Origin of the sequence: Ensifer sp. 4252 (assembly GCF_050434565.1) — a bacterium.
Classification (GTDB): domain Bacteria; phylum Pseudomonadota; class Alphaproteobacteria; order Rhizobiales; family Rhizobiaceae; genus Ensifer.
Map to the genome: position 1 here is coordinate 24,089 of NZ_JBNDIU010000031.1, position 21,363 is coordinate 45,451.

Annotated in this window: 18 protein-coding genes and 2 pseudogenes; 5 read left to right on the top strand and 15 right to left on the bottom strand. The window is 63.7% G+C overall.

Translation table 11 applies throughout. The features are described 5' to 3' along the window. Nucleotides 1-23 precede the first annotated feature (23 nt). Both ABIE33_RS32315 and ABIE33_RS32320 read right to left on the bottom strand, forming a co-directional pair. Nucleotides 24-902: an ABC transporter substrate-binding protein gene (locus ABIE33_RS32315; RefSeq protein ID WP_429132662.1), complete on the bottom strand. Its 879-nt coding sequence runs from the start codon at nt 900-902 to the stop codon at nt 24-26. After that, nucleotides 896-3,121 carry a TonB-dependent siderophore receptor gene (locus ABIE33_RS32320; RefSeq protein ID WP_429132664.1) on the bottom strand — a complete coding sequence of 742 codons (2,226 nt, stop codon included), beginning with the start codon at nt 3,119-3,121 and terminating at the stop codon, nt 896-898. Before ABIE33_RS32320 ends, ABIE33_RS32315 begins: the two co-directional genes overlap by 7 nt. 345 nt (nt 3,122-3,466) lie before the next feature. On the opposite strand from ABIE33_RS32320, the gene ABIE33_RS32325 reads away from it, so the two are divergent. The 4 genes from ABIE33_RS32325 (at nt 3,467) to ABIE33_RS32340 (ending at nt 8,014) form a co-directional block, all read left to right on the top strand. Beyond that, entirely contained in the window at nt 3,467-4,213 is a 747-nt protein-coding gene (locus ABIE33_RS32325) for an AraC family transcriptional regulator (RefSeq protein ID WP_429132666.1), read from the top strand. Further along, nucleotides 4,210-5,073: an ABC transporter ATP-binding protein gene (locus tag ABIE33_RS32330; RefSeq protein WP_429132668.1), complete on the top strand. Its 864-nt coding sequence runs from the start codon at nt 4,210-4,212 to the stop codon at nt 5,071-5,073. The genes ABIE33_RS32325 and ABIE33_RS32330 overlap by 4 nt, the downstream gene beginning before the upstream one ends. Further along, nucleotides 5,073-7,043 carry an iron ABC transporter permease gene (locus ABIE33_RS32335; RefSeq protein ID WP_429132670.1) on the top strand — a complete coding sequence of 657 codons (1,971 nt, stop codon included), beginning with the start codon at nt 5,073-5,075 and terminating at the stop codon, nt 7,041-7,043. The genes ABIE33_RS32330 and ABIE33_RS32335 overlap by 1 nt, the downstream gene beginning before the upstream one ends. A 605-nt stretch (nt 7,044-7,648) precedes the next feature. Next, nucleotides 7,649-8,014, top strand: a complete 366-nt coding sequence (locus tag ABIE33_RS32340) for a hypothetical protein (protein ID WP_429132672.1) — start codon at nt 7,649-7,651, stop codon at nt 8,012-8,014. An 18-nt stretch (nt 8,015-8,032) separates the two neighbouring features. Here ABIE33_RS32340 and ABIE33_RS32345 read toward each other — a convergent pair. The 8 genes and pseudogenes from ABIE33_RS32345 to ABIE33_RS32380 all read right to left on the bottom strand — a co-directional run bounded on the left by ABIE33_RS32345 (nt 8,033) and on the right by ABIE33_RS32380 (nt 16,732). Next, nucleotides 8,033-9,731 (bottom strand): annotated as a pseudogene (locus ABIE33_RS32345) (aconitase X). Further along, nucleotides 9,728-10,729 carry a 4-hydroxyproline epimerase gene (locus ABIE33_RS32350; RefSeq protein ID WP_429132674.1) on the bottom strand — a complete coding sequence of 334 codons (1,002 nt, stop codon included), beginning with the start codon at nt 10,727-10,729 and terminating at the stop codon, nt 9,728-9,730. Before ABIE33_RS32350 ends, ABIE33_RS32345 begins: the two are co-directional and overlap by 4 nt. A gap of 14 nt (nt 10,730-10,743) precedes the next feature. Beyond that, the gene (locus tag ABIE33_RS32355) at nt 10,744-11,994 is read right to left on the bottom strand and encodes an NAD(P)/FAD-dependent oxidoreductase (RefSeq protein ID WP_429132676.1); all 1,251 of its coding nucleotides are present in this window, start codon (nt 11,992-11,994) and stop codon (nt 10,744-10,746) included. Between the two features lie 7 nt (nt 11,995-12,001). Further along, nucleotides 12,002-12,724 (bottom strand): amino acid ABC transporter ATP-binding protein, encoded by a 723-nt coding sequence (locus ABIE33_RS32360; RefSeq protein ID WP_429132678.1) that lies wholly within the window; start codon nt 12,722-12,724, stop codon nt 12,002-12,004. Then, nucleotides 12,717-13,370, bottom strand: coding sequence for an amino acid ABC transporter permease (locus ABIE33_RS32365; protein ID WP_429132680.1), 654 nt, complete (start codon nt 13,368-13,370; stop codon nt 12,717-12,719). Before ABIE33_RS32365 ends, ABIE33_RS32360 begins: the two co-directional genes overlap by 8 nt. 12 nt (nt 13,371-13,382) lie before the next feature. Next, nucleotides 13,383-14,048 (bottom strand): amino acid ABC transporter permease, encoded by a 666-nt coding sequence (locus tag ABIE33_RS32370; RefSeq protein ID WP_429132681.1) that lies wholly within the window; start codon nt 14,046-14,048, stop codon nt 13,383-13,385. A 178-nt stretch (nt 14,049-14,226) separates the two neighbouring features. Continuing rightward, complete coding sequence (locus ABIE33_RS32375; protein ID WP_429132683.1) at nt 14,227-15,033, bottom strand: transporter substrate-binding domain-containing protein; 807 nt, start codon at nt 15,031-15,033, stop codon at nt 14,227-14,229. 181 nt (nt 15,034-15,214) lie between these two features. Then, nucleotides 15,215-16,732, bottom strand: a complete 1,518-nt coding sequence (locus ABIE33_RS32380) for an aldehyde dehydrogenase (NADP(+)) (RefSeq protein WP_429132685.1) — start codon at nt 16,730-16,732, stop codon at nt 15,215-15,217. A gap of 144 nt (nt 16,733-16,876) precedes the next feature. On the opposite strand from ABIE33_RS32380, the gene ABIE33_RS32385 reads away from it, so the two are divergent. Then, complete coding sequence (locus ABIE33_RS32385) at nt 16,877-17,914, top strand: Ldh family oxidoreductase (RefSeq protein WP_429132687.1); 1,038 nt, start codon at nt 16,877-16,879, stop codon at nt 17,912-17,914. Between the two features lie 93 nt (nt 17,915-18,007). On the opposite strand, the pseudogene ABIE33_RS32390 reads toward ABIE33_RS32385, so the two are convergent. The 5 genes and pseudogenes from ABIE33_RS32390 to ABIE33_RS32410 form a co-directional block, all read right to left on the bottom strand. Beyond that, nucleotides 18,008-18,618, bottom strand: a pseudogene (locus tag ABIE33_RS32390) (ATP-dependent Clp protease proteolytic subunit). A 46-nt stretch (nt 18,619-18,664) separates the two neighbouring features. After that, nucleotides 18,665-19,012, bottom strand: coding sequence for an SRPBCC family protein (locus ABIE33_RS32395; protein WP_429132689.1), 348 nt, complete (start codon nt 19,010-19,012; stop codon nt 18,665-18,667). Further along, the gene (locus tag ABIE33_RS32400) at nt 19,009-19,323 is read right to left on the bottom strand and encodes an ArsR/SmtB family transcription factor (protein ID WP_429132691.1); all 315 of its coding nucleotides are present in this window, start codon (nt 19,321-19,323) and stop codon (nt 19,009-19,011) included. Before ABIE33_RS32400 ends, ABIE33_RS32395 begins: the two co-directional genes overlap by 4 nt. 242 nt (nt 19,324-19,565) lie before the next feature. Beyond that, on the bottom strand, nt 19,566-20,528 hold the full coding sequence (locus ABIE33_RS32405; protein ID WP_429132693.1) for a dihydrodipicolinate synthase family protein: 963 nt from the start codon (nt 20,526-20,528) through the stop codon (nt 19,566-19,568). Nucleotides 20,529-20,656: 128 nt separating this feature from the next. Beyond that, a complete protein-coding gene (locus ABIE33_RS32410) occupies nt 20,657-21,361 on the bottom strand; it encodes a GntR family transcriptional regulator (RefSeq protein WP_429132695.1) in 705 nt (234 codons plus the stop codon). Nucleotides 21,362-21,363: the final 2 nt, after the last annotated feature.

The window sequence follows — 21,363 nt, forward strand, 5'->3', positions numbered from 1 at the left end:
GAAAGTCGCAAGCCGATTTTGAGTCAGGCCCGCAGTTTTGCAACCGTATTTGTTACTAGTCCGAGCAGCGAAGCGGGACCGCCGAAGGGCCAGCTTGGCAGGCCGACTGGAACCACGCCGCCGGAAGCAACCACGGGCAACATCGGCCATAGTGCACTGGTCTGCAATTCCGCCGGCACTTCGTCGGAGAGCAGGACGAGCTTGGATTTACCGTCGAGCGAGGCGAGGCCCTCGAGCCCTATGGTGCTGAAACCGAACGGTTCCGGTGCCAGATCGAGCGCTGCGCTAAAACCGGCCCGGACGAGAACCTGCATCACTGCCGAATTGGCGGTGAAGATGCGCAGGCGCGGCACGCCGGGCAATGGCTGGGCGACAAGCACCGGCTGCCCGTCAAGCTTGCTGCCGGCGATATCGGCCGCGATGACAGCCAGCTTCGTGTCGAAATCCGCAAGCAACGCCGTGGCCTCGGCACTGCGCCCTAACGTTTCGCCCGCGACTTTCGTGCAGGTGTAGACTGCAGTCAGAAGATCGCCGTTTTCCGGCTGGTCGTCGAGAAGCTGCGTCGGGGCAATTTCCAAGAGCCGGTGTTCGAGCGCCCGGTGACGCAGGGCGGAAGACAGGATGAGATCAGGCTGAAGGCGGTTCAGCGCCTCCATGCTCGGCTGCTGGCGGCCGCCGACATCGACCGCGCCATCCAGTCTGTGATTCTCGATCGATACCCAGCGGCGATAGCCATCGAGATCGGCAACGCCGACGGGTCGTTCGCCCAGCAAGAGGGCGATCTCGGTTGCCAGCCATTCGAGCGTCACGAGCCGGCGGGGCTCGCCGGCATCAAGGCGAGGGGCTGCGAGAAGCGACAGGGCGCCGCAAAGGAAACCCCGTCGCGTCTGTCTGATCACCATTTGATGCTCGCGGTTGCGACGACCGACCGGCCCTGGCCGTAGTAGCACTGGGTCATCGTGTTGCATCCCGCAACATAGGTCTTGTCGCCGAGATTGTAGCCGTTGAGTTGCAGGCGGTAACGGTCGTGTTCATAGCGAACGAAAGCGTCGACGAGCGTGTATCCGGGGACGAAGAACGAGTTGGCCGTATCGCCCGCTGTCTTGCCGATGTGGCGAACGCCGCCGCCGACCACCAGATTGCCTTCCCATGCATCCGGCAGAGGCATGTCATAGCTGACCAACAGCGATTGCTGTTGCTTCGGCACGGTGTAGGGCAGCTTTCCGATCTGCGTTGCGGTTCGGCTTTCGGTGACTTCCGGGTTCTGGAAGCTGGCCGCAGCCGTCAGGTTAAGGCCGTCCCACAGACTGGCGTTGGCTTCGATCTCGACGCCGCGCACCCGGACTTCGTCAGTCTGATAGTAGACGGTGGCAATGCGGTTGACCACATTCTGCTGGGTCGCCTCAAACGCCGACAGCGTCACGTCGAAGTCTGCGTCATCAGGCGCATACTTGACGCCGACTTCCTTCAGCGTTCCGGTCGTCGGCTTCAATGGCGTGCTGGCCAGCGTCAGAACAGGCAGGAACGACGTCGAATAAAGCGCATAGGGCACGACGCCGTTGTCGAACACATAGGCGGCACCGACGCGGCCGGTAAACCGGCTCGGGTCCTGTGTGTAAGGCGTCGCCGCGCCTGATATCAACGACTTGGACTGAGAGCTGATGTTGACGAAATCCTGGCGCCCGCCGGCGGTCAGGCGCAGCCCGCCGAGCTCGATCTGGTCCTGGACATAGATGCCGACCTGCCGCTGGATCTGGTCCAGCCGGTTGGTGATCGGTGCCGCCGTCAGTGGCTTGTCATAGGTCGGATCGAACAGATCCTGGGTCGGGCCGGCCCTGGAGCCGGTGTTGTTGATCAGCCGCTGCCATTGGAAGTCGACGCCGGCCAGCATCGTATGCTGCACGGGGCCCGTATCGAACTTGTACTCCAGGTTGGTGTCGAGCGCATAGGCGTCGAGCACCGGCTGCGCATTGTAGACCGTGCGCGTGATGGTTCGGTTGTCGGGGAGCAGACCGCTCGTAAAGAGGTTCTGGTAGTTTGCGTCGAGGCGGGAGTAGCGGAAGTTCTGCCGCAGCGTCAGGTCGTCGCTGAGCGCATGCTCCAGGCGATAGCCGACATAGGCCGTTTCCTTTTCATAGGTGTCGTAGCGCGGGTCGCCATCGGTGAAGTCCCGGGGGATCGTCAGCCCCAGGCCATTGGGCAGGACGCTGCCGCGCGCGGGGATGATGGCGCCGGCCTGTCCGGCGTCGTCCTTCATGGAGGCGCCGTAGACGGTGAGGCTCGTGTCCTCGTCCGGCGTCCAGGAGATCGTCGGACTGATGGCGAAGCGGTCGTTCTTGCCGAGCTTGATGCCCGTCTCGCTGTCGCGGTAGATGCCCGTCAGGCGATAGGCGAGATCGCTGTCCTTGCCGAGCGGGCCGGTGAGGTCGAAGCCCGTCTCCTTCTGGCTGAAGCTGCCATAGCGCGCATAGACTTCGCCGCTTGCCGTATCGGACGGGTCCTTGCTGATCATGTTGACGACGCCGCCGACATTGGTCTGGCCGAAAAGCGCCGAGCTTGGGCCGCGCAGAACTTCAACGCGGTTGAGGAAATACGGCTCCACGCGAAAGCCGGCATAGCCACCCGTCTGGTTGGCGATCTGCGGAATGCGCAGGCCGTCGAGATAAAGATCGGCCGGGAAGCCGCGCACGGTGAAATAGTCTGAGCGCGTGTCGTTGCCGTAGCGCTGGCCGTTGACGTTGGCGCTGTAGACCAGGCTGTCGGCGACGGACTGCACGGCGCGGTCCGTCATGCTGGCCCGCGTGATGACGGAAATGGATTGCGGCGTCTCGGCAACCGGTGTCGGGGTCTTGGTCGCCGATGCGCTGTCCTTGGCGACGTAGCCGGTTCCGCCAGAGCGCGACGTCTTCGTGGTCGCACGGTTGCCCTCGACGGTGATCGTTTCCAACGCCGTTGCCGGCTGGGCGTCTTGTGCATGGGCAGGAGATGTCTGCGCCAGGATCGCGAAACCTGCGACGCTCGAAATCAGCAGGCCATAGGTCGTCGAGCGGGCTTTGTGTGCGCAGCGCGTCTGCAAGTCGCCGTTGGATGAGCGCGCGAAACTCGAATGCCTGTGAGCCATTGCCAATTTTCCTGACCTTGCATTTCCAGAAGGCTCAGCCGTCCGCCCATGCGGCAAGGCCGTTGCCTGTCGTCTTGTGCGGGTCTGTCGAACCGCTCTCGGCGACTAACTAGACTTTTGAAGTCAACATTGTCAGGTCAAAAACGAGCGCCGTCGGGCCAATATATGGCCCGATTGATCCAAGGGCGCACATTTCGAGAACATGGGCCAAATAGTGCTTTGAAAATGCCTGGCCTCGTGTCTATTGCTCACCGCGACGTTGGGCCGGAAGAGCAATCCCGCCGGGCATGAGCGAGAGGCGCAACGCAAGGTCGCGTTCCGCAGATAGCAATTAACGAGGTTGGAGTGAAGCGCCCGCAGCAAGCCATCGATCTTCAGACGGTTCCGCGCCCGGTGGCTGCGATGACCCGCCTTTATGAGACGAGCGTCGATTTCGGGTGGCACAGCCACCGGCGCGGGCAACTGCTGCAAAGCGTCGAAGGGTTCATGACCGCGCGAACGCTGGATGCATCGTTCATCGTGCCGAGCGGGCATGGCCTGCTGATCGCGCCGAACCTGCCGCATGCCGTGACCAGCCACGGCCGGGTGCGAATGCAATCGCTCTACATCGAGCCTGTCACCGATCCGGTGCTGGACTGGGATCCCGTTCGTGTCATCCCGACGTCGCCCTTGCTGTCGGCGACCGTTTCGGCCCTTTTGGAGGAGCCCGTCCTCTATGACGAGCAAGGCCGGGGCGGGCATCTCGTCGCCTTGATCCTGCAGGAGATCACGCGTGCCGAGGAGGGGCCTTTCGCCTTGCCGATGCCGCAGGACAAGCGGCTGCAGAAACTCTGTATGGATCTTTCCGATAAGCCGTCCATCGATCTCGATATCGATAGCTGGTCCGACATACTGGGCATGAGCCGCCGGACCATGACCCGCAAATTCAGGACGCAGACCGGCATGAGCTTCGCCGAGTGGCGGCGGCGTCTACGCATTGCCCATGTCATGCGTCGCCGGGCGGAAGGCGCAAGACTGGAGGAGGCGGCGGTCGACGTCGGATACCGCTCCGTTTCGGCACTGCGCAATGCACTGCGCGAGGTGCTGTCGTGACCGTGGCGGCGATGGCGCACGATACCGCCGCAACAAAGCAAGCGGCGATCATCGAGGCAAAGGGTATCAGTGTCGTCTTCAATGGCGTGCCTGCCGTCGATCGTGCCTCCGTCGCGATCAGTGCCGGCCGTATCACTGCCATTTGCGGCGCCAACGGATCGGGCAAGAGCACGCTGTTGAAATGCCTTTCGGGCCTCGAGGCGCCGACCAGCGGCGATATCCTGCTCGCCGGGCAAGCCCTAAACAGCCTGAGCCGACGCCAGATTGCAAGGCAGGTCGCGGTGCTCGGACAAAATCCGGAAACACCGGCGGGGTTGAACGTCGAGGAACTGGTCGAGCAGGGACGATACCCGCATCGGCCATGGCTGACACGGCTGAGGGGGCACGACCGGGAGGCGATCGAGCGGGCGATCGATGCGGTCGATCTGCAGGACATGCGCCAGCGCCAGCTTTCCTCGCTATCCGGCGGCGAGCGGCAGCGGGCCTGGGTGGCGATGGCCCTTGCCCAGGAGCCGCAAATTCTGTTTCTCGACGAGCCCACGAGCTTCCTCGACGTGCGCCATCAGGCAGAGCTGCTGACGCTGTTGCGTCGGCTCAACCGCGAGGATGGGTTGACGATCATTGCGGTGCTGCACGATCTCAATCAGGTGATCGAATTTGCCGACGACGTCATCCTGATGAAAAAGGGAGAGGTGCTTTCGACCGGCGCACCAGCTGAAATCTTCAGGCGAGAGCGCCTCAGTCATGCCTTCGGCTGCACGGTCGACGTTGTCCCGCATCCGCATACCGGCCGGCCCTTCTGCCTGATCGACTGGGTCGGGAACGGCGACGGTAGCGCTCGCGCTGGAGAGCATCTGTAGTGCGCTCCGCATCGATGCTGGCATCGCCGGCAGTTTCGCCGAGGCTGATGTTCGGGTTGGGGCTGGCCCTGCTGATCGCACTTTCGTTCCTGGCGCTGATGCAGGGCGGCAGCCTTGTCGCCTGGAGCGATATCGTCGCGGCGCCTTCGCGTCCGCAGACGTTGGCGCAGGCCATCATCGAGACCATCCGGGCGCCCCGGCTTTCGGCAGCCATTCTGGTCGGCATATGTCTTGCTGTCGCCGGCGCCGTCATGCAGACGGTGCTGCGGAACCCGCTTGCTGCACCGGATATTCTGGCGGTGACGACGGGTGCGCAGCTTGCGCTGGTTATCGCCACGCTGCTTCTGCCGTTCTACGTGCCTAGCCTTGCGGCAACCGTTATCGGCGGCGTTTTTGGTGGGCTCGCCTGCCTGGCGCTCGGTGGCGGCCTTCGGGCACCGCCGGTGCGCCTGGCGCTTGCCGGCATTGCCGTTTCGCTCTCGTTCGCGGCGATATCGTCGGCCATCGTTCTCATGGCGGACGATCGGGCCTCCGGCATCGTCCTCTGGTCCGCCGGCATCCTCGACCAGACGGGCTGGACGAAGGTTGCCACCGTCGGCCCCGCCGTCGCCATCGGGCTTTTCGTCGTCGGCATGATGGCGCGATCGCTGGATCTTCTGGGGCTCGGCGAAGATTCGGCCAAGGGTCTCGGGATCACCAGAACGGTGACCGTGCTTGCCCTTTGCGCAAGCGTGGTGCTGGCCGGATCGGCCGTCACGCTCGGCGGTCCCATCGGTTTCGTCGGCCTTGCCATTCCCAATCTGATCCGTGGCATCGGCATTACCCGGCATCGCCACGTCATCCCTCTTTCGGCGCTGTGGGGCGCGGTCGTCGTGCTGCTTGCCGATGTCGCAGCACAATGGCTAAGCGCCGAAGGCTCATCGATCCCGACCGGAGCGATCGTTGCCTGCCTCGGAGCTCCCGGGATGCTGATCCTGCTGCGCTTTGCCAGGATCGGCCAAGAGCAGCGGCCGAGGTCGCTTTCAACATCGTCGCGCCTGCCGGCTGGCGTCCTCGCCGTCGTCCTGCTGGCGGCATCGGCGGTCGCTGTCGCATCGGCGCTTGCTGTTGGAGACGGTATCGCAACGAAAATGTCGGAGCTGGCTGCCGCGTTCGATTTGCGGGCGCCGCGCCTGCTTGTCGCCATGGGGGCAGGCCTGCTTCTTGCGGGCGCCGGCGTCTTCCTTCAGGCGGCGACGCGCAATCCGCTGTGCGGGCCGGAAACCCTGGGTCTGGCGCAGGGTGCCGCCCTGTTCAGCCTCGTCGCCCTTCTCGGCGGCTTGCTGCCCGGGTCGTTCGGTTTCCAGTTGGTTGCGGCGACGGGTTCTTTTGCCGCCCTGTTCTGCCTGTTCGCCTTCGGGGTCCATCGGACACCGGAAAGGCTGGTGCTTTACGGTATCGCCCTGGCGGCGAGCCTTGGCGCCTGCGGGACGATCGTGGTCGTCGAAGCGCGGCTGCAGACAACGCAAGCCCTGTCCTGGCTGGCGGGTTCCACCCATGCCCGCGGCATGGACGATGCGGTCGCACTTGTCCCCTGGCTCCTGTTCCTGCTCGTCGCGGCGGTGTCGTTCTGCTCGCGGCTGGACGTGCTTGCACTCGGTGACGACACGGCGCGTTCCCTGGGGCTTTCGACCGGCAGAACCCGTTTTGCTGCGGCGGCGATGGCAGCTGCCTTCGTCGCCGGCGCGGTATCGTCCATTGGCGCCATCGGCTTCGTCGGCCTTCTGGCGCCGCACGCTGGAAGGCTCCTCGCCGGTCCGAAACATGCGCGGCTTCTGCCCGTCTCGCTGGCACTTGGCGCCATTCTCGTTGTCGTCGCCGATATGGTGGGGCGCAGCATCGTTGCGCCGCGCGAATTGCCGGCCGGCATCGTGACGGCATTGGTTGGAGCGCCGGTGTTCGCCCTCCTGCTGAACCGACGTCGAGCGTGAAGGCAGCGATGAGCCAAAGCGCGACATCTGTCGCAGGCGCTCCGCCGATGTGTGCCGCCTATCCCCGTCGGAAAGCGCCGTTCAGCTCGTCAGCCAGCACCTTCCGCAACCCATCATCAGTTGCGGAAAATGCCCTTGTAGTAGGCTCCGTTCCTGGGAGGAGGGTGGTTGACGACAGCGGTCGAGCGTTTGCTTTTCGCTGGAGCAACGGCGGTTTTCCCCGATGCGTCGGCATTGGGCGCGGACCGTTGTCGGGGCGTAGTTCCGGCTGCGGCGGCATCCATGGCGCCGATGCATGTCGTGAATCCCATGAATGCAACGACCGACAGTCCGCTGAGTCTGCGCATTGTTCCAACCTCATGTTGCCGGCCACGGTAAATGATCGCATGGGCCCGCGTCTGCGGTGTGACGGTTGTCGCGAACTCTACTGCCCGCAGCAGCCGGTCCAGGATCAGCACAACCCGCCAAAGTCGATCCTCACTCGAAAGTGGTACGCTTTGCAACCCAGCATGTCACAGCGTTGGGCCACATTCTATTTTGGGTCGGCTGAACCCGGGTTGATCAGGTGCTAAGTTGGCGGCTCCCGGGGAACGGAGGCGAGTGAGATGCCAAGCGCAAATCAAGGCGACCAGGGGCCGTTCTGGACACGGCCCATTCCCGTGGGACAGGCGGAACTCTGCCCGTCCGTTCTCGACGAGATCGATTCCAACGGTGGCAGAACCGGGTTCCGCGGTTACGTCCTGCAGATTTTCGACACCCCGGGCGCGCGGCCTTCGGGCATTCTCGAAATCGCCCTCAACCGCAAGCAGCGCCGTGCCTGCGGTGTCTACGAGTGCGAGGCATACGACACTGCCTCCAGAAGGGAGCATGCCGTCCTGACGACCGATCCGGTCTGGTTTGCCGCTTCGACGCCGCAGGAGGCTGCAAACGTTCTGTTTCAAACTCTTGTTGACCGCGCCCCTGATCTGTAGGCGTGTTTGCGGCTGCCGTTACCGAGTTGCCGGCGACAGCCACGCCGGCAGCCGTGCCTCGCCCGGTCAGCGCCGCCGTCACGCAATCGGCAAGGTTTCCGAGGCGGACCGCACGGCCGGAGAGGCCGGGGCCGTAATGGGCATATTTGCCGGAATTGGTCATTAACGCGCGGGTTCGCGTCGGGAACACCGGTTCCGAGATCGAGCACCAACAGAGGTCGGGCAAGACCTGCACGCCGCTTGCCTCCAGGTTGGCAAGGGTTCCGTCTGCACGCGCGGCGGCAATCACCTGATGGCCGGCCGTGACGATCACCGCTACATCCCTTTGCCGGGTGCGACCGGCAAGCGCTGTCGCCAAGGCCCGACATTCGTTGAGTGAGGCATGCGGGCTGCCGATGGCGACCAGGTCCACGTCCTCCGGTCCTTTGTTCAACAGCGTCCAGGCGGCAGCCATCTCGGCGCGGGTGATTGCAACAGTGCCAACTTCGCCTGTCGCAGCACCTTCGGCCTCCGGCGTGACGCCTTCGATATGTAGCATCGGCGCTGCCGATGTGGTGCCGAAGGCAGCGCAGAGTGCCTTCAGGTCGTCGGCCGAAGGTTTTGCGGCGGCAAGTCCACGCAGAAGCGGGATGCAATCGGGCGCAGCATGTCCGGCGAGATAGCCGATGAGCGGCCAGAAAGCGTCGTCCACTCCGTCAGGCAGATCCACGTCGATCACGCGGCTCGCCTTGCGGTGTTCGTCGAGATAGACGCCTGAGCGCGGCGCGCGGCCGGTGAGCGCGATGCAGAGGTCGAGGAAATCCGGGTGCTTCGCCGTGCGGGCGCCGAGCACCGTATTGGCGTAGATGACGGCGTTGGATTCCGCCCACGCGACTGCCTCCCCGGCCTGCGGCGCGCTGTCGAGCAGATAGGGCGAACAGGTAAACGTCGGGCGGCAGCCCATGCGGACATAGGCGTCGGCGAGCCGTGCGGCCGGGTCGCCGAAGGAGGTCGGCACGCCCTGCGCCTGCCAGTTGGCGCGGTCGACGGAGATGGCGTTCATCGTTGTCGGCAGCCGGACCCGTGCGCCCATATCTGCCATTTTCTCGGCGAAGGTCAGATTGGCGGGGCTGGCGTAAATGCAACCGTCGATATGGCCCTGCGTCACGTCCAGGAGCCGTGTGGCGCCCTGCTGCGCCGCCATGGCGCAAATGATGCGCATGGCGACCTGCACTGCAACCCCGTCGCGGCCATCCAGCATGGCGAGGTCCGCTTCATCAAGGTCGAGTGCTGCGGTCGCCAGCGGTGCGATCGCGATCGTCAGGCCATCGGCCTCGAGCGCCGTATCGGTGATGCGCGCGTCCTTCGCTTGCGCGAGCGCTGCGAAGGCATCGGACGAGAGGCGCAGGACGGGCAGCCGTTTGCCGAACATCTCGGCTGCGATCAGCGCGCCGAGGGTCAGCACATCCTCGGGCTCGGAAAAGACCAGCGCCGCCGGCGCGCGGCCGGTCAGCGCGAGGTCGAGTAGCACGCCCGAGCCGGTGCAGGAACCCCGGCTCGATGGCATCATCAGGATGCTGCCTGTGAGACAGGTCCCGTGCAGCGGGTGGTGAACATCGATCACCGCTCCGGTAGCTGGGTCGACGCCACCCCAGAAGCTCAGCGCTTCCGGTGCGGCAACGATGGGTCCCTCGGCGGTGCCGCCAAGGATGCTGCGAGCGGAGATCGAGTTTTTCATTTTACGACGAAGCCGTGGGCGAAGGGGTCGCGATCGTCGATGAAGATCGTGTTGATACCGGTCATGCGCGCCCATCCGGCGATGGAGGGGATGATGGCATCGCGGTCGGCGACCTTGGTCGCCGCCTCGACCCGGCCCTTGAACAGCGAGCCGATGATCGATTCATGCACGAATTCGTCGCCCACCTTCAGCTGGCCCTTGGCGGCAAGCTGCGCCATGCGCGCCGAAGTGCCAGTGCCGCAAGGCGAGCGGTCGATGGCCTTCTCGCCGTAGAACACGGCATTGCGGGCATGGGCCTCGGCCTGCGTCGGCTTGCCCGTCCACTGGATGTGGCTGAGCCCCTTGATCTCCGGATGCTCGGGATGGACGAACTCGTACTTCGCGTTCAAGGCGGCGCGCAGTTTCGGGCTCCAGCCGATCAGTTCGCCGGCCGTGTGGTCGGCCATGTCGCGGAAGTTCTTCTGCGGCTCGACAATGGCGTAGAAATTGCCGCCATAGGCGACGTCGACGACGATCTCGCCGAGGCCCTCGACTTCGGCGGTCAGGCCCTCCGCATAGAGAAAGCCGGGCACGTTGGTCAGGCGCACTTCCTCGACGAAGCGACCCTCCTGGCGATAGCTGATGTCGACCTTGCCGGCCGGCGCGTCGATCGACAACTTGCCGGGCTCGCGCGGTGTGATCAGGCCGTTCTCGATCGCCATGGTGATCGTGCCGATGGTGCCGTGGCCGCACATCGGCAGGCAGCCGGAGGTCTCGATGAAGAGCACGGCGACATCGCAATCGGGCCGGGTCGGGGGATAGAGGATCGAGCCGGACATCATGTCATGGCCGCGCGGCTCGAACATCAGGCCAGTGCGGATCCAGTCGAATTCCCTGAGAAAATGGGCGCGTTTTTCCAGCATGTTGGCGCCCTCCAGACGAGGGCCGCCGCCGGAAACGAGGCGGACTGGATTGCCGCAGGTGTGCCCGTCAATACAGGAGAAGGTGTAGGTGGCCATGGTCGAAACCTCTGTCAGAACCGTTGAGGCGAGAAGGGGGCGATGTCAATCGTTGACACTTGGCTGGTCAGCAAATCTGCGACAAGCCGGGCGGTGCCCGCCGATTGGGTCAGGCCGAGATGGCCGTGACCGAAAGCATAGACGACCCGCGACGTCGCGCGGGCGCGGCCGATGGCCGGAAGGCTGTCGGGCAGCGACGGGCGAAAGCCCATCCACTGCACGCCGCCGTCGGGCTTGAGACCCGGCAGGAAGGTTCGCGCCTTCTGCAGCATGGCCTCGGACCGGCGGTAGTTCGGCGGCAGTGTCAAACCGCCGAGCTCGACCGCGCCGCCAACACGGATACCGGTCGACAGCCGGGTGACGACGAAGCCATGACCGCCGAAGGTGACCTGCGTGCGCAGGTCGAAGGCGTCAGCCGGCAGGGTGGTGTTGTAGCCGCGCTCGGTTTCGAGCGGGATGGTCTCGCCGAGAGATCTGGCAATCCGGTGCGAGAACGCGCCGGCCGCAAGCACGACTTGTGCCGCCCGCCGTGTGTTGCCGCTTGTCGTTCGGATTTCGACGCCGTCGTCGACAGGCGCAAGGACTGTGACCTCGGCGCGCTCGATCACGCCGCCTCTGGAGCGGAAATGCTCTGCCAAGGCCAGGGTATAGAGCTTGGGGTCGGCGATCGAGTACCAGCCCGGCGTGAACGTGCCATGGGTAAAGCGGGGTGCCAGCCCCGGCTGGATCTCAGCCATTTCGGCCGCGCCCATATGGCGGAATTCGATGCCATGGTTCGCACGTGCCTGCCATCCGGGCAGCGAAGCCCTGAGTTCGGCTTCGCTCTCATAGACCTGAAGATTGCCCTCCTTGCGCAGCATCGGCAGGGTGCCGGTTGCGGCAAGGAATGGCTCCAGCTCGGCCTTGGAGAGGTCCATCATCGCAGTCTGGGCAGCCGTCGAATGCGCCACCCGCTTCGGCGAGCAGGCGCGCCAGAAACGGAACATCCATGGCGCGATCTGCACGGCGTAGGCGGGCGGGACGCTCAGTGGTCCGAGCGGGTCCAGCAGCCACTTTGGCGCCTTCTTGAGGATGCCGGGCGAGGCGAGCGGCAGAATGTCGGTGAAGGCGAAGGCCCCGGCGTTTCCCGCCGAGGCACCGGCTGCCGGGCCTTCCCGGTCGAGCACGGTGACCGAAAGCCCCCGTGCCTGGGCCGCTATCGCGGCGGAAAGGCCGACAACGCCGGCACCGATGACGATGACGTCAGGCTGAGCTGCATCCTTCATGGTCGGCTCAGTGCGTCGCTGCCAGGAACTTCTGCAGTTCGGGATCCTTCGGCGCGCCGAATAGCGCTTCCGGCGGAGCGATCTCTGCCATCACGCCCTTGTGGAAGAAGGCCACCCGATCGGACACCTCGCGGGCGAACTTCATCTCGTGGGTGACGCAGATCATCGTCATGCCTTCGGAGGCGAGCATGCGCAGCGTGTCGAGCACTTCGCCGACGAGCTGTGGGTCGAGCGCCGAGGTCACTTCGTCGAACAGCATGTATTCCGGCGACATGGCAAGTGCGCGGGCGATCGCCATACGTTGCTGCTGGCCGCCCGACATGCGGTTGGGATAGACCGAAAGCTTCTCGCCGAGGCCCACATGCGTCAGCTGCTTGACCGCAATCTCCTCGGCTACCTGCTTGGACTGGCCCAGCACCTTGCGCGGGGCAAGCATGACGTTTTCGAGCACGGTCAGATGCGGGAAGGCGTTCCACTGCTGGAAGACGATGCCGACCTTGCTACGCAGCTTGTTGAGGTTAGTGGTCTTGGCGTGGACTTCGGTGCCGTCGATCTTGATCCTGCCGGCATCGATCGGCTCAAGGCCGTTGATGCAGGTGAGAAGGGTCGATTTTCCGGAACCGGAACCGCCGATGACTGTGACGACTTCCCCCTTCTTCACGGTGAGGTCGATGCCTTTCAGAACTTCCAGCGTACCGAAGGATTTGCGGACGTTTTCAATCTCAATCATTGGGGGACCACCGTTTTTCGAGATACCCACCAAGCCGGGCGATGGGGAAGCTGATGAGGAAATAGATTGCACCGCAGATCAGGAGAATGAACAGCGGTTCCTGCAGGCGGGTGACGAGGATCTGCGAGGCGCGCAGAAGCTCGATCAGGCCGAGCCAGAGCACGAGTGCGGAGTCCTTCATGACGCCGAGCGTGAGGCCGATCCAGGACGGAAGCGAAACGCGGGTGGCAAGCGGCGCCACGATGTAGCGCATGTCCTGCCACCACGTCATGCCCAGCGAGCGCGACGCGCGGCGCGTGGTTGCCGGCACGGAGGAAATGCCGCCGCGCACGATCTCGGTGCAATAGGCGGCTGTGTAGAGCGACAGCACCACGCAGGAGGTCGTAAACGGACCCCAACCCATCTTGGCGATGGACTGGAAGGCATTGGCGAGCACCAGCTGGATCAGGAGCGGAACGGAGCGAAACACGTCGAGCACGAAGGTCAACGGTGCCGACCAGTAGGGGCCGGCCTGAACGCGGATCACCCCGAAGAGGATGCCGAGCAGCGTACCGGCGGTGACCGAGACGGCGGTGACGGCGAGCGTCATCGCCGCACCCTGTGCAAGGAAGGCGAGATCACTCCAGGTGAGGGCGGTATTGAACATCTCTCACCTCTCTCAGTAACGGAACATGCGCGAGGCGATGCCTCGGGCAGCGAGGGTAACGGCCTTGGCGATGACGTAGTAGATCACGGCGGCCAGGGCGAAGAATTCGAAGGTGCGGAAAGACCGGGCGTTCAGTTCCTGGGTGACGCCGGCAAGGTCGGTGTTCATGCCGACAGTGACGCCGAGAGAGGTCATCAGGATTGCCCAGACCATCTGGTTGGTGGTCGGCAAGAAGGCGACGCGCAGCATCTGCGGCAGAACGATGAACCGAAACGCCTGCAGCGCCGTCATGCCGAGCGAGCGGCCGGCACGGGTTTGGGTATCCGGTATCGCTTTCAGGGCGCCACGGAAGTTTTCAGCCAGATAGCCCGCATTGTTGAAGGCGATCCCGACGAGCAGCGCCGTGTAGGGGCTCAAATGGATCCCGAAATTGCCGAGGCCGAAATGGGCCATGTAGATCTGGAACAGCGCGGGCGTGTTGCGCGCGATCTCGATCCAGGCGGTGGCAAAACCGCTGAGGAAGCGGTTGCCGGACAGGCGGAACCCCGTCAGCGCGAGCGCGCAAACCACGCCGATGAGCATGGACAGCAGCGCGATCTGCAGCGTGATCAGCGCGCCGTCGAGCATTTGCGGCAATGCTTTCAGCGCCTGGTTCCAGTGGAAGGTGTAATTGAACATCGCCGTCTCACCTTTACGAAAATGAGCGATACCAACCTGCAATGATATTGGCCGTTTGCGCCGGAGTGCCCGGCCTTTCGGGTGGCCGTCTGCCGGACACACTCAATCGGTCAATATCAGCGCAGGTTGGTATAACGGCGCGAGACGTTTGCCTCGCGCCGCCAGAGAAACGGACAGATTAGCGGTACACGCCGTTCACTGCCAGCGAAGGCAGCTCGCCGCCAACCCACTTCTCATAGAGCTCGGCATAGCGGCCGGTGCGGACCTGCTGGTTGATGAAGAGGTTGAGGTAGTTGATCAAGCCGTATTCTTCGCGGTTGGTGAAGAGAGCCACGTAGTCGGTGTCGAACGGCGCCTTGCCGACGACCGAGATACCGGCGAACTTGCCGGTCTTCACGTTGGCCTGCGCGACGGTCGAGGTCGACACCGTTGCGTCGATCTGGCCCTGGCTGAGCGCCAGGAACACGTCGGCCTGCGTCTGGTAAGGACGGAATTCGCCCGCGCCCCATTCCTTGACCTGCTTTTCCAGCGCGATGGCTTCGAAGGTGCCGGCGGTGGCGCCGACAACTTTGCCCTTCATGTCTTCGAAGGACTTGATGCCGGTCTTGTCGTTGGCGGTGACGGCCATTTCGAAGGCGAAGTAGGGAACGGTCATGCCGACGGTCTTGGCGCGCTCGAGCGTGTCGGAGGTCGAAGCGACGCCGACGTCAACGCGTCCGGACATCAATGCGGGAATGCGCTCGGGGAAAGGGGTTTCGACGATCTCGGCCGTGACACCAAGCGCCTTGGCAAGGTCGTTGCAGTAGTCGACGTCAAAGCCGACCGGATTGTTGTTCTCGTCGCGAGAACCCATCGGCGGGAAGTCGAGAACCACTGCGCAACGCAGTGTACCCGAGCCGATGATGTCGTCCAGCTTGTCGGCATGGGCCGGGCTGGTCAGAGCGGTGGCGGCAACGAGGCCGAAGGCTAGGACCGAGGTCTTCATTTTTCTCTCTCCCTGAATTGATGCGCCGTTTGACGGCGAGCGCAATATTCCGCGTTGGAGAGCGTAAATCAACTTAAAAATACAAAGAGTATACAAAAAGTATATCAACCTATCGCAAAATGCATGCGGGGATCCCATTTGTTTCGCCAAATGGGGTCCCCGCGCAGCGATCGGTCGCGGATCAGTTCAGGAAGTCTTCCGGCAGCAGGGCTTCCGGCAGGTTCTGATAGGAGACGGGACGCAGGAAACGGCGGATCGACATGGTGCCGACGCTGGTCGCGCCGAAATTTGTCGAGGCCGGATAGGGGCCGCCATGCACCATGGAATCGACGACCTCGACACCGGTCGGGAAGCCGTTGACGAGCAGGCGCCCCGCCTTGCGCTCAAGGATGGGGCGCAGGCGACGGGCCGGCTCGATATCGCCGGCATCCATGTGCACGGTGACTGTCAGCTGTCCCTGCAGACCACGCGCGAGCTGCTCCATTTCGTCCTCAGAATTCACCCGGACGACGAGGCCGAGCGGGCCGAAGACTTCTTCACCCAGTGCGTGGTCGGCCAGAAACTGGCTGCCCGTGGTTTCGAACAGATTGGGCGATGCGGCGCGGTCCGCCGAGCTGGTTTCGAGCAGCGGCTTGACGCTGTTCCTTGTTGTGAAACGCTCCTGCCCGTCACGGTAAGCCTTGGCGATGCCGTCGGTCAGCATGGTCTGCGGCGCAACCTTGCCGAGCGCTTCGACGGCGGCCGCCGTGAAGCGGTCGGCGTCGGCACCTTCGATCACCACGGCAATGCCGGGATTGGTGCAGAACTGGCCGGCGCCCATGGTCAGCGAACCGGCCCAGCCCTGTCCGAGCGCCTCGGCGCGTGCCTTCAAGGCTTCCGGCAACAGGAACATCGGGTTAACCGAGCCGAGTTCGCCGAAGAACGGGATCGGTTCGGGGCGGGCGGCGCACAGATCGAACAGCGCACGTCCGCCGGCGAGGGAGCCGGTGAAGCCGACAGCCTTGATCAGCGGGTGCTTGACGAGCGCATGGCCGACGTCGCGGCTGCCGCCCTGGATCAGCGAAAAGACGCCCGGGTGAATGCCGGTCTTGCGAATGGCGGCTTCGACGGCCTCGGCCACGATCTCGCCGGTGCCGGGATGGGCCGAATGGCCCTTGACCACCACCGGGCAACCGGCGGCGAGCGCCGCTGCGGTATCGCCGCCAGCGGTCGAGAAGGCGAGCGGGAAGTTGGAAGCGCCAAAGACGGCGACCGGGCCGATCGGCCGCTGGATCAGCCGGATTTCCGGACGGGGCGCCGGCTGGCGCTCGGGGAGGGCCGCATCGAAGCGGCGATCAAGATAGTCGCCCGCCTCGATATGATCGGCAAACAGCCGGAGCTGGCCGGTGGTGCGGCCGCGCTCGCCCTGCAGCCGCGCTTCCGGCAGGCCGGTCTCCTGGCTGCCGATTGCGGTGATCGCTTCGGCCCGCGCCTCGATCTCGTCGGCGATGGCGCGCAGAAATGCCGCGCGCTCCGCCCGCGACGAATAACCATAGGTCCAGAACGCCTCTTCCGCTGCTTCGCAGGCGCGGTTCACCAGTTCGACGGTGCCGACGGCGAAATCATGCGACGGGCCGTGCGCCGGCGTCGAGGCGAAAGTGCCTGCGCCGTCGAGCCATTCGCCGGCAACGAGATGTTTTCCTTTGGGGGTGAAGACCATCTGCGGATCCTTTCTTGAGAACACCGGTGTCTTTCGGCATGAATAGCTCGGAGCCGATTTGCACTTGTCGGATCTTTGTATACTCTATGTATGCAGAACTTCAACCGCCCGCAACAGGGTCATACGCAGCCAGAAAGGTACAAGATGAGTGAGACCACCACCCTGACGATCGCCGCAGTTCAGGAGCGGGTCGAGGCGATCTTCCGCAAGGGCGGGCTCAATGCCGTCCAGGCCGGCGCCCTTGCCCGGGTGATCGTCGCGGGCGAGCGTGACGCCTGCAAGTCGCATGGCATCTACCGTATCGAAGGCGCGCTGCGCACTGTCAAGGCCGGCAAGGTCAAGCCGGACGCGGTTCCCGAGTTGCTGGCGCAGGAAGGCTCGGCCATCGTCAAGGTCAATGCCAAGGGTGGTTTTGCCAATCCGGCCTTCGAGCTTGGCCTGCCAGTTCTCGCCGAACGTGCCCGGACCCTGGGGCTTGCCGCCCTCGTCATCAATGACTGCACGCATTTTTCGGCGCTCTGGCCGGAGGTCGAAGGTTTGACCGGCGAGGGCCTCGCCGGTCTTGTCATGTGCCCGAGCTATGCGACCGTGGCGCCGACCGGCGGCAATAAGCCGCTGCTCGGCACCAACCCGTTCGCCTTCGGCTGGCCGCGCGAGAACAAGCCGCCCTACGTCTTCGACTTTGCGACCTCGGTTGCTGCTCGCGGCGAGATCGAACTGCACCGCCGCGCCGGCAAGCCCTTGCCCGAGGGCTGGGCGATCGATGCTGAGGGCAACCCGACGACCGATCCGGAAGCGGCGCTCGCCGGCGCCATGCTTCCCTTTGGCGGCCACAAGGGCTCGGCGATCGGCACGATGGTCGAACTCCTCGCCGGCATCATGATCGGCGACCTGACGAGCCCCGAGGTGCTCGATTATCTCGGCACAACGACACTGGCACCATTCCATGGCGAACTGATCATTGCTTTCTCCCCGGAGAAATTCGCGGCCGGCCGGCCGGGCAATCCCTTCGCTCGCGCGGAAATGCTGTTCGAGGCGATCGTCGGGCAGGGCGCCCGTCTTCCCTCGCAGCGCCGTTTCACAGCGCGTGCCAAGTCGGAATCCGAAGGCATTGTTCTGAACAAGGCGGAGATGGAGCAGCTCGACCGGCTGCTCGCGCTCGGGCTTGATGCTGTCGCATAAAATGCAGCGGGGGCATCGCTCCTCATTGCCCATCGGGTTCAGGTGGATAGCCTTTGCAGGCGCCCGCAACAGGATGTTGCGGGCGCTTCGATCCTAGAGTTCCGTCGCGTCTTCGCGACCCTGCAAGATGCGGTCGATGAGACCCCAATCCAACGCCTCTTGCGCGGTCATGAAGCGGTCTCGATCCATGGCCCGTTCAAACTCTTCGTACGAGCGTCCGCAGTGCTCTGCGTAGAGTCGCGTCATGCGCTGCTTGGTTTTCAGGATTTCCTCGGCGTGGATAAACATGTCCGACGCCTGCCCTTGAAAGCCGCCGGATGGCTGGTGGATCAGGATGCTGGCATTGGGCAGCGCAACTCTCTCCCAGGTTCGCCAGCCATCAACAGGAAGGACCCCATCGAGCGGGCTGTTCCCATACAAAGCGTGTGCACCGGCGCGCGGATAAAGCGCATGGTGTCGTACATGGCAATGCCGCTTGTCACGACACCGCCCGGCGAATTGATGTAGAGATTGATCGGCTTCTTCGGGTTCTCAGCCTCAAGAAACAGCAACTGCGCGCAGACGAGAGCCGAAACGGTATCGTTCACCTCGCCATTGAGGAAGATGATGCGTTCGCGCAGAAGGCGGGAGTAGATGTCGAAAGATCGCTCCCCTCTGCTGGATTGCTCAATAACCATAGGGACGAGTTGCATCGCTTCGCGCATTGGCGAACTCCTGTCTTCGAGAGATATGGGGGGAGGCTCGCCCCCGTCAGGCGGCCGACATCAGAGGCGGATCGTTGTTGTTCGCGGTATTCCTCGTCATCCGATCGATCCGCATATCCGTCAGTTCGTGGATAATCCGAAGGCAGGTTCCGCCGCTTTCGTTCGGGGCGATCGTGAACGTCACGGTGCTTTCCAGGAATGGCGGAGCATCATCAGACAAGCGATAGCGGACTTGTTGGCCGGGGGTGATGGTGATCGCCTCCGGATCGGCCAACGCGCCCTGCGGCAGCCAGCTTTCCCGAAACTCCGGAATGCTGATTGCTCGCCAGACCTTGTGCGGCGGCTCATCGACGTCAAATTCCAGTTCGATGCCGTTGGTCGTTCCGTCGCTCACTGGTCCATATCCTTCAACAAGGCCTTGAGAGCGTCAACGCGTGTGGGCCAGTAGGCGCGATACTTGGCGAACCATTGTGCAATGAGAGCAAGACCCGCCGGATCGACCTCGTAATTCACGAACCGCCCCTGCCGTTCTTCCCTGACGAGCCCGGCGCTCCGCAAGACCGAAAGGTGCTGGGACATAGCCGGTTGGCTGATCTCCATACCTTCACGCAAGGCGCTGGCATTCATGCTGCGCGTTGCCAGCTTCTCGAAGATCGCGCGGCGGGTAGGGTCGGCCAAAGCTCGGAAAATATCATTCTCGGTCATGGAGTCACATAAGCATAGACTTATGCGATTCGCAAGCCGATCCATGCTTGCAAGCACCACGTCCGCGCTCTACCGCCGCTGTCAGTCAGATCGCTTTGGATGGTCTCGGCCGATTTGAGCGGCTGCAGGTATTGGCATTCTCCATGGAAGTTCATGGGCGCCGGGCCGCTTTTTGTGTTCGTCAAAAGAAAAGGCCCTCCCGATCGGGAAGGCCTTCCTTTTATGCTGCGGCAGGCTTGGGATCAGCCCTTGTACTTCTGTACCGCACCCGGGAGCTTGCTCCACTCGGCGTACCAGCTGTTGAACAGCTTGAACTGTGCTTCGACATACCCGCGCTGGCTGTCCGAGAGCGCATCGCTCTCGTTGAAGTGCAGCGTGTATTCCTTGTCGCCCTTCAGCACCATCATGTGCTTGAAGTAGAGAACCAGATCCGGGCCTTCGTCGAAGGAGGAGAGCACGGCAAGTGCCTGTTCCAGCTCCAGCGCGCGCAGACGTGCATCGACGTCGCCTTCGGCGGCCGCCCGCGACAGGTTGCACATGTGGATGACTTCCTTCGGCAGCACGCAGCCGATGCCGGTGATCGCGCCGGTCGCGCCGCAGTTGACGAAGCCGTGGAATACCGCCGTGTCGACGCCGATCATCAGCGAGACGCCATCGTCACGGCTGGTGATGTTCTCGGCCGCATAGCGCATGTCGGCAGCGCCGCCGAATTCCTTGAAGCCGACGAGGTTCGGATGTTCGGCCCGCAGCGCGAAGAACAGGTCGGCGCGGGTGGCAAAGCCATAGTAGGGGCTGTTGTAGATAACCGCCGGCAGGTCCGGAGCGGCCGAAAGAATGGCCTTGAAGTGGTTCTTCTGGGCGGTGACGACCGAGCCGCGCGATAGCACGCGCGGGATGACCATCAGGCCCTGGGCGCCGACCTTCTGGGCGTGGGCCGCATGGGCGACGGCAGACGCGGTGTTGACGGCGCCGGTGCCGACGATGACCGGGATGCCGGCCTTGACCAGGCGCTCCACGCCTTCCATGCGCTGCGCGTCGGTCAGGAGCGGCCAGTCACCCATCGAGCCGCAATAGACGACGGCGGACATGCCCTGGGCGATCAGTTCCTTGCCCTTGCGCACCAGCGCGTCGAAATCGGGGCTGCGGTCTTCCTTGCAGGGGGTCATCAGCGCCGGGATGACGCCGGTGAAAATCTGTGCCTTCATCTGAAACTCCTCTCGGCTTTGTCACTCGGCACGGGCGTACGCGCCATCCAAGGCGCACGTCTTCGTGCCTCTGTGTGTAGACATAGCTGTTTGTATTTTATTTGTCGACAAGAAAAATACAGTGCTTGCTACAGCGCGATGTCGAGTTGATTTTTCCGGGCGAACAGTTTTTGCACCTGTTGGACGATCTGCTCAGCATGGGCCTTGCCGAGGCGGTCAGCCTCTTCGAGATCGCGCGCTGCGATCGCGGCGATGATTTCTGCGTGCTCATCGACAAAGCGCTGTGGGAACTGCTCCTCGTAGGACAAATAGTAGAGCCGCAGGATCCGACGCCCCTCGTCCAGCAGCCGGCGGAAAAGGCCGGTGAAATAGGGGTTGCGCCCGGCGTCTGCGATCGCCGCGTGGAAGGCGGCATTGGTGGCGATCATCGCCAGCGCGTCGCGCGACTGGACGGCCGCTGCATAATCTTCGTGGAAACCGCGAATTATCGGCAAGTCCTCGGGACGGTGGTTCTGTGCCGCCAGCCGGGTTGTGACGCGGTACATCAGCACGAGCGCGTCGAAGAACGTGTGCATATTGAGGAAGTCGATGCTTGAAACCATCGTCGAGCGGTTCGGCAGCGTGTCGATCAGACCTTCGCCGGCCAGCCGCACCAGCGCTTCGCGGATCGGCGTGCGCGACATCTTGAAGCGTTCTGCGAGCTGGACCTCGTCGATCGGGCTGCCCGGCGGCAGCACCAGATCGAGAATTTCGTCGCGCAGAAGGTCGTAGACCATCTTCACGCCGGAACCGCGCTTGCGTTCGAGTGTGGGGCTGGAATCGGTGTCGGTCATCT

Excerpts from the sequence above, each read along its gene's own strand:
- ABIE33_RS32410 (WP_429132695.1), bottom strand. The coding sequence starts at position 21,361 with ATGACCGACACCGATTCCAGCCCCACACTCGAACGCAAGCGCGGTTCC.
- ABIE33_RS32320 (WP_429132664.1), bottom strand. The coding sequence starts at position 3,121 with ATGGCTCACAGGCATTCGAGTTTCGCGCGCTCATCCAACGGCGACTTG.
- ABIE33_RS32400 (WP_429132691.1), bottom strand. The coding sequence starts at position 19,323 with ATGACCGAGAATGATATTTTCCGAGCTTTGGCCGACCCTACCCGCCGC.
- ABIE33_RS32375 (WP_429132683.1), bottom strand. The coding sequence starts at position 15,033 with ATGAAGACCTCGGTCCTAGCCTTCGGCCTCGTTGCCGCCACCGCTCTG.
- ABIE33_RS32365 (WP_429132680.1), bottom strand. The coding sequence starts at position 13,370 with ATGTTCAATACCGCCCTCACCTGGAGTGATCTCGCCTTCCTTGCACAG.
- ABIE33_RS32360 (WP_429132678.1), bottom strand. The coding sequence starts at position 12,724 with ATGATTGAGATTGAAAACGTCCGCAAATCCTTCGGTACGCTGGAAGTT.
- ABIE33_RS32340 (WP_429132672.1), top strand. The coding sequence starts at position 7,649 with ATGCCAAGCGCAAATCAAGGCGACCAGGGGCCGTTCTGGACACGGCCC.
- ABIE33_RS32385 (WP_429132687.1), top strand. The coding sequence starts at position 16,877 with ATGAGTGAGACCACCACCCTGACGATCGCCGCAGTTCAGGAGCGGGTC.
- ABIE33_RS32370 (WP_429132681.1), bottom strand. The coding sequence starts at position 14,048 with ATGTTCAATTACACCTTCCACTGGAACCAGGCGCTGAAAGCATTGCCG.
- ABIE33_RS32350 (WP_429132674.1), bottom strand. The coding sequence starts at position 10,729 with ATGGCCACCTACACCTTCTCCTGTATTGACGGGCACACCTGCGGCAAT.
- ABIE33_RS32355 (WP_429132676.1), bottom strand. The coding sequence starts at position 11,994 with ATGAAGGATGCAGCTCAGCCTGACGTCATCGTCATCGGTGCCGGCGTT.
- ABIE33_RS32380 (WP_429132685.1), bottom strand. The coding sequence starts at position 16,732 with ATGGTCTTCACCCCCAAAGGAAAACATCTCGTTGCCGGCGAATGGCTC.
- ABIE33_RS32405 (WP_429132693.1), bottom strand. The coding sequence starts at position 20,528 with ATGAAGGCACAGATTTTCACCGGCGTCATCCCGGCGCTGATGACCCCC.
- ABIE33_RS32315 (WP_429132662.1), bottom strand. The coding sequence starts at position 902 with ATGGTGATCAGACAGACGCGACGGGGTTTCCTTTGCGGCGCCCTGTCG.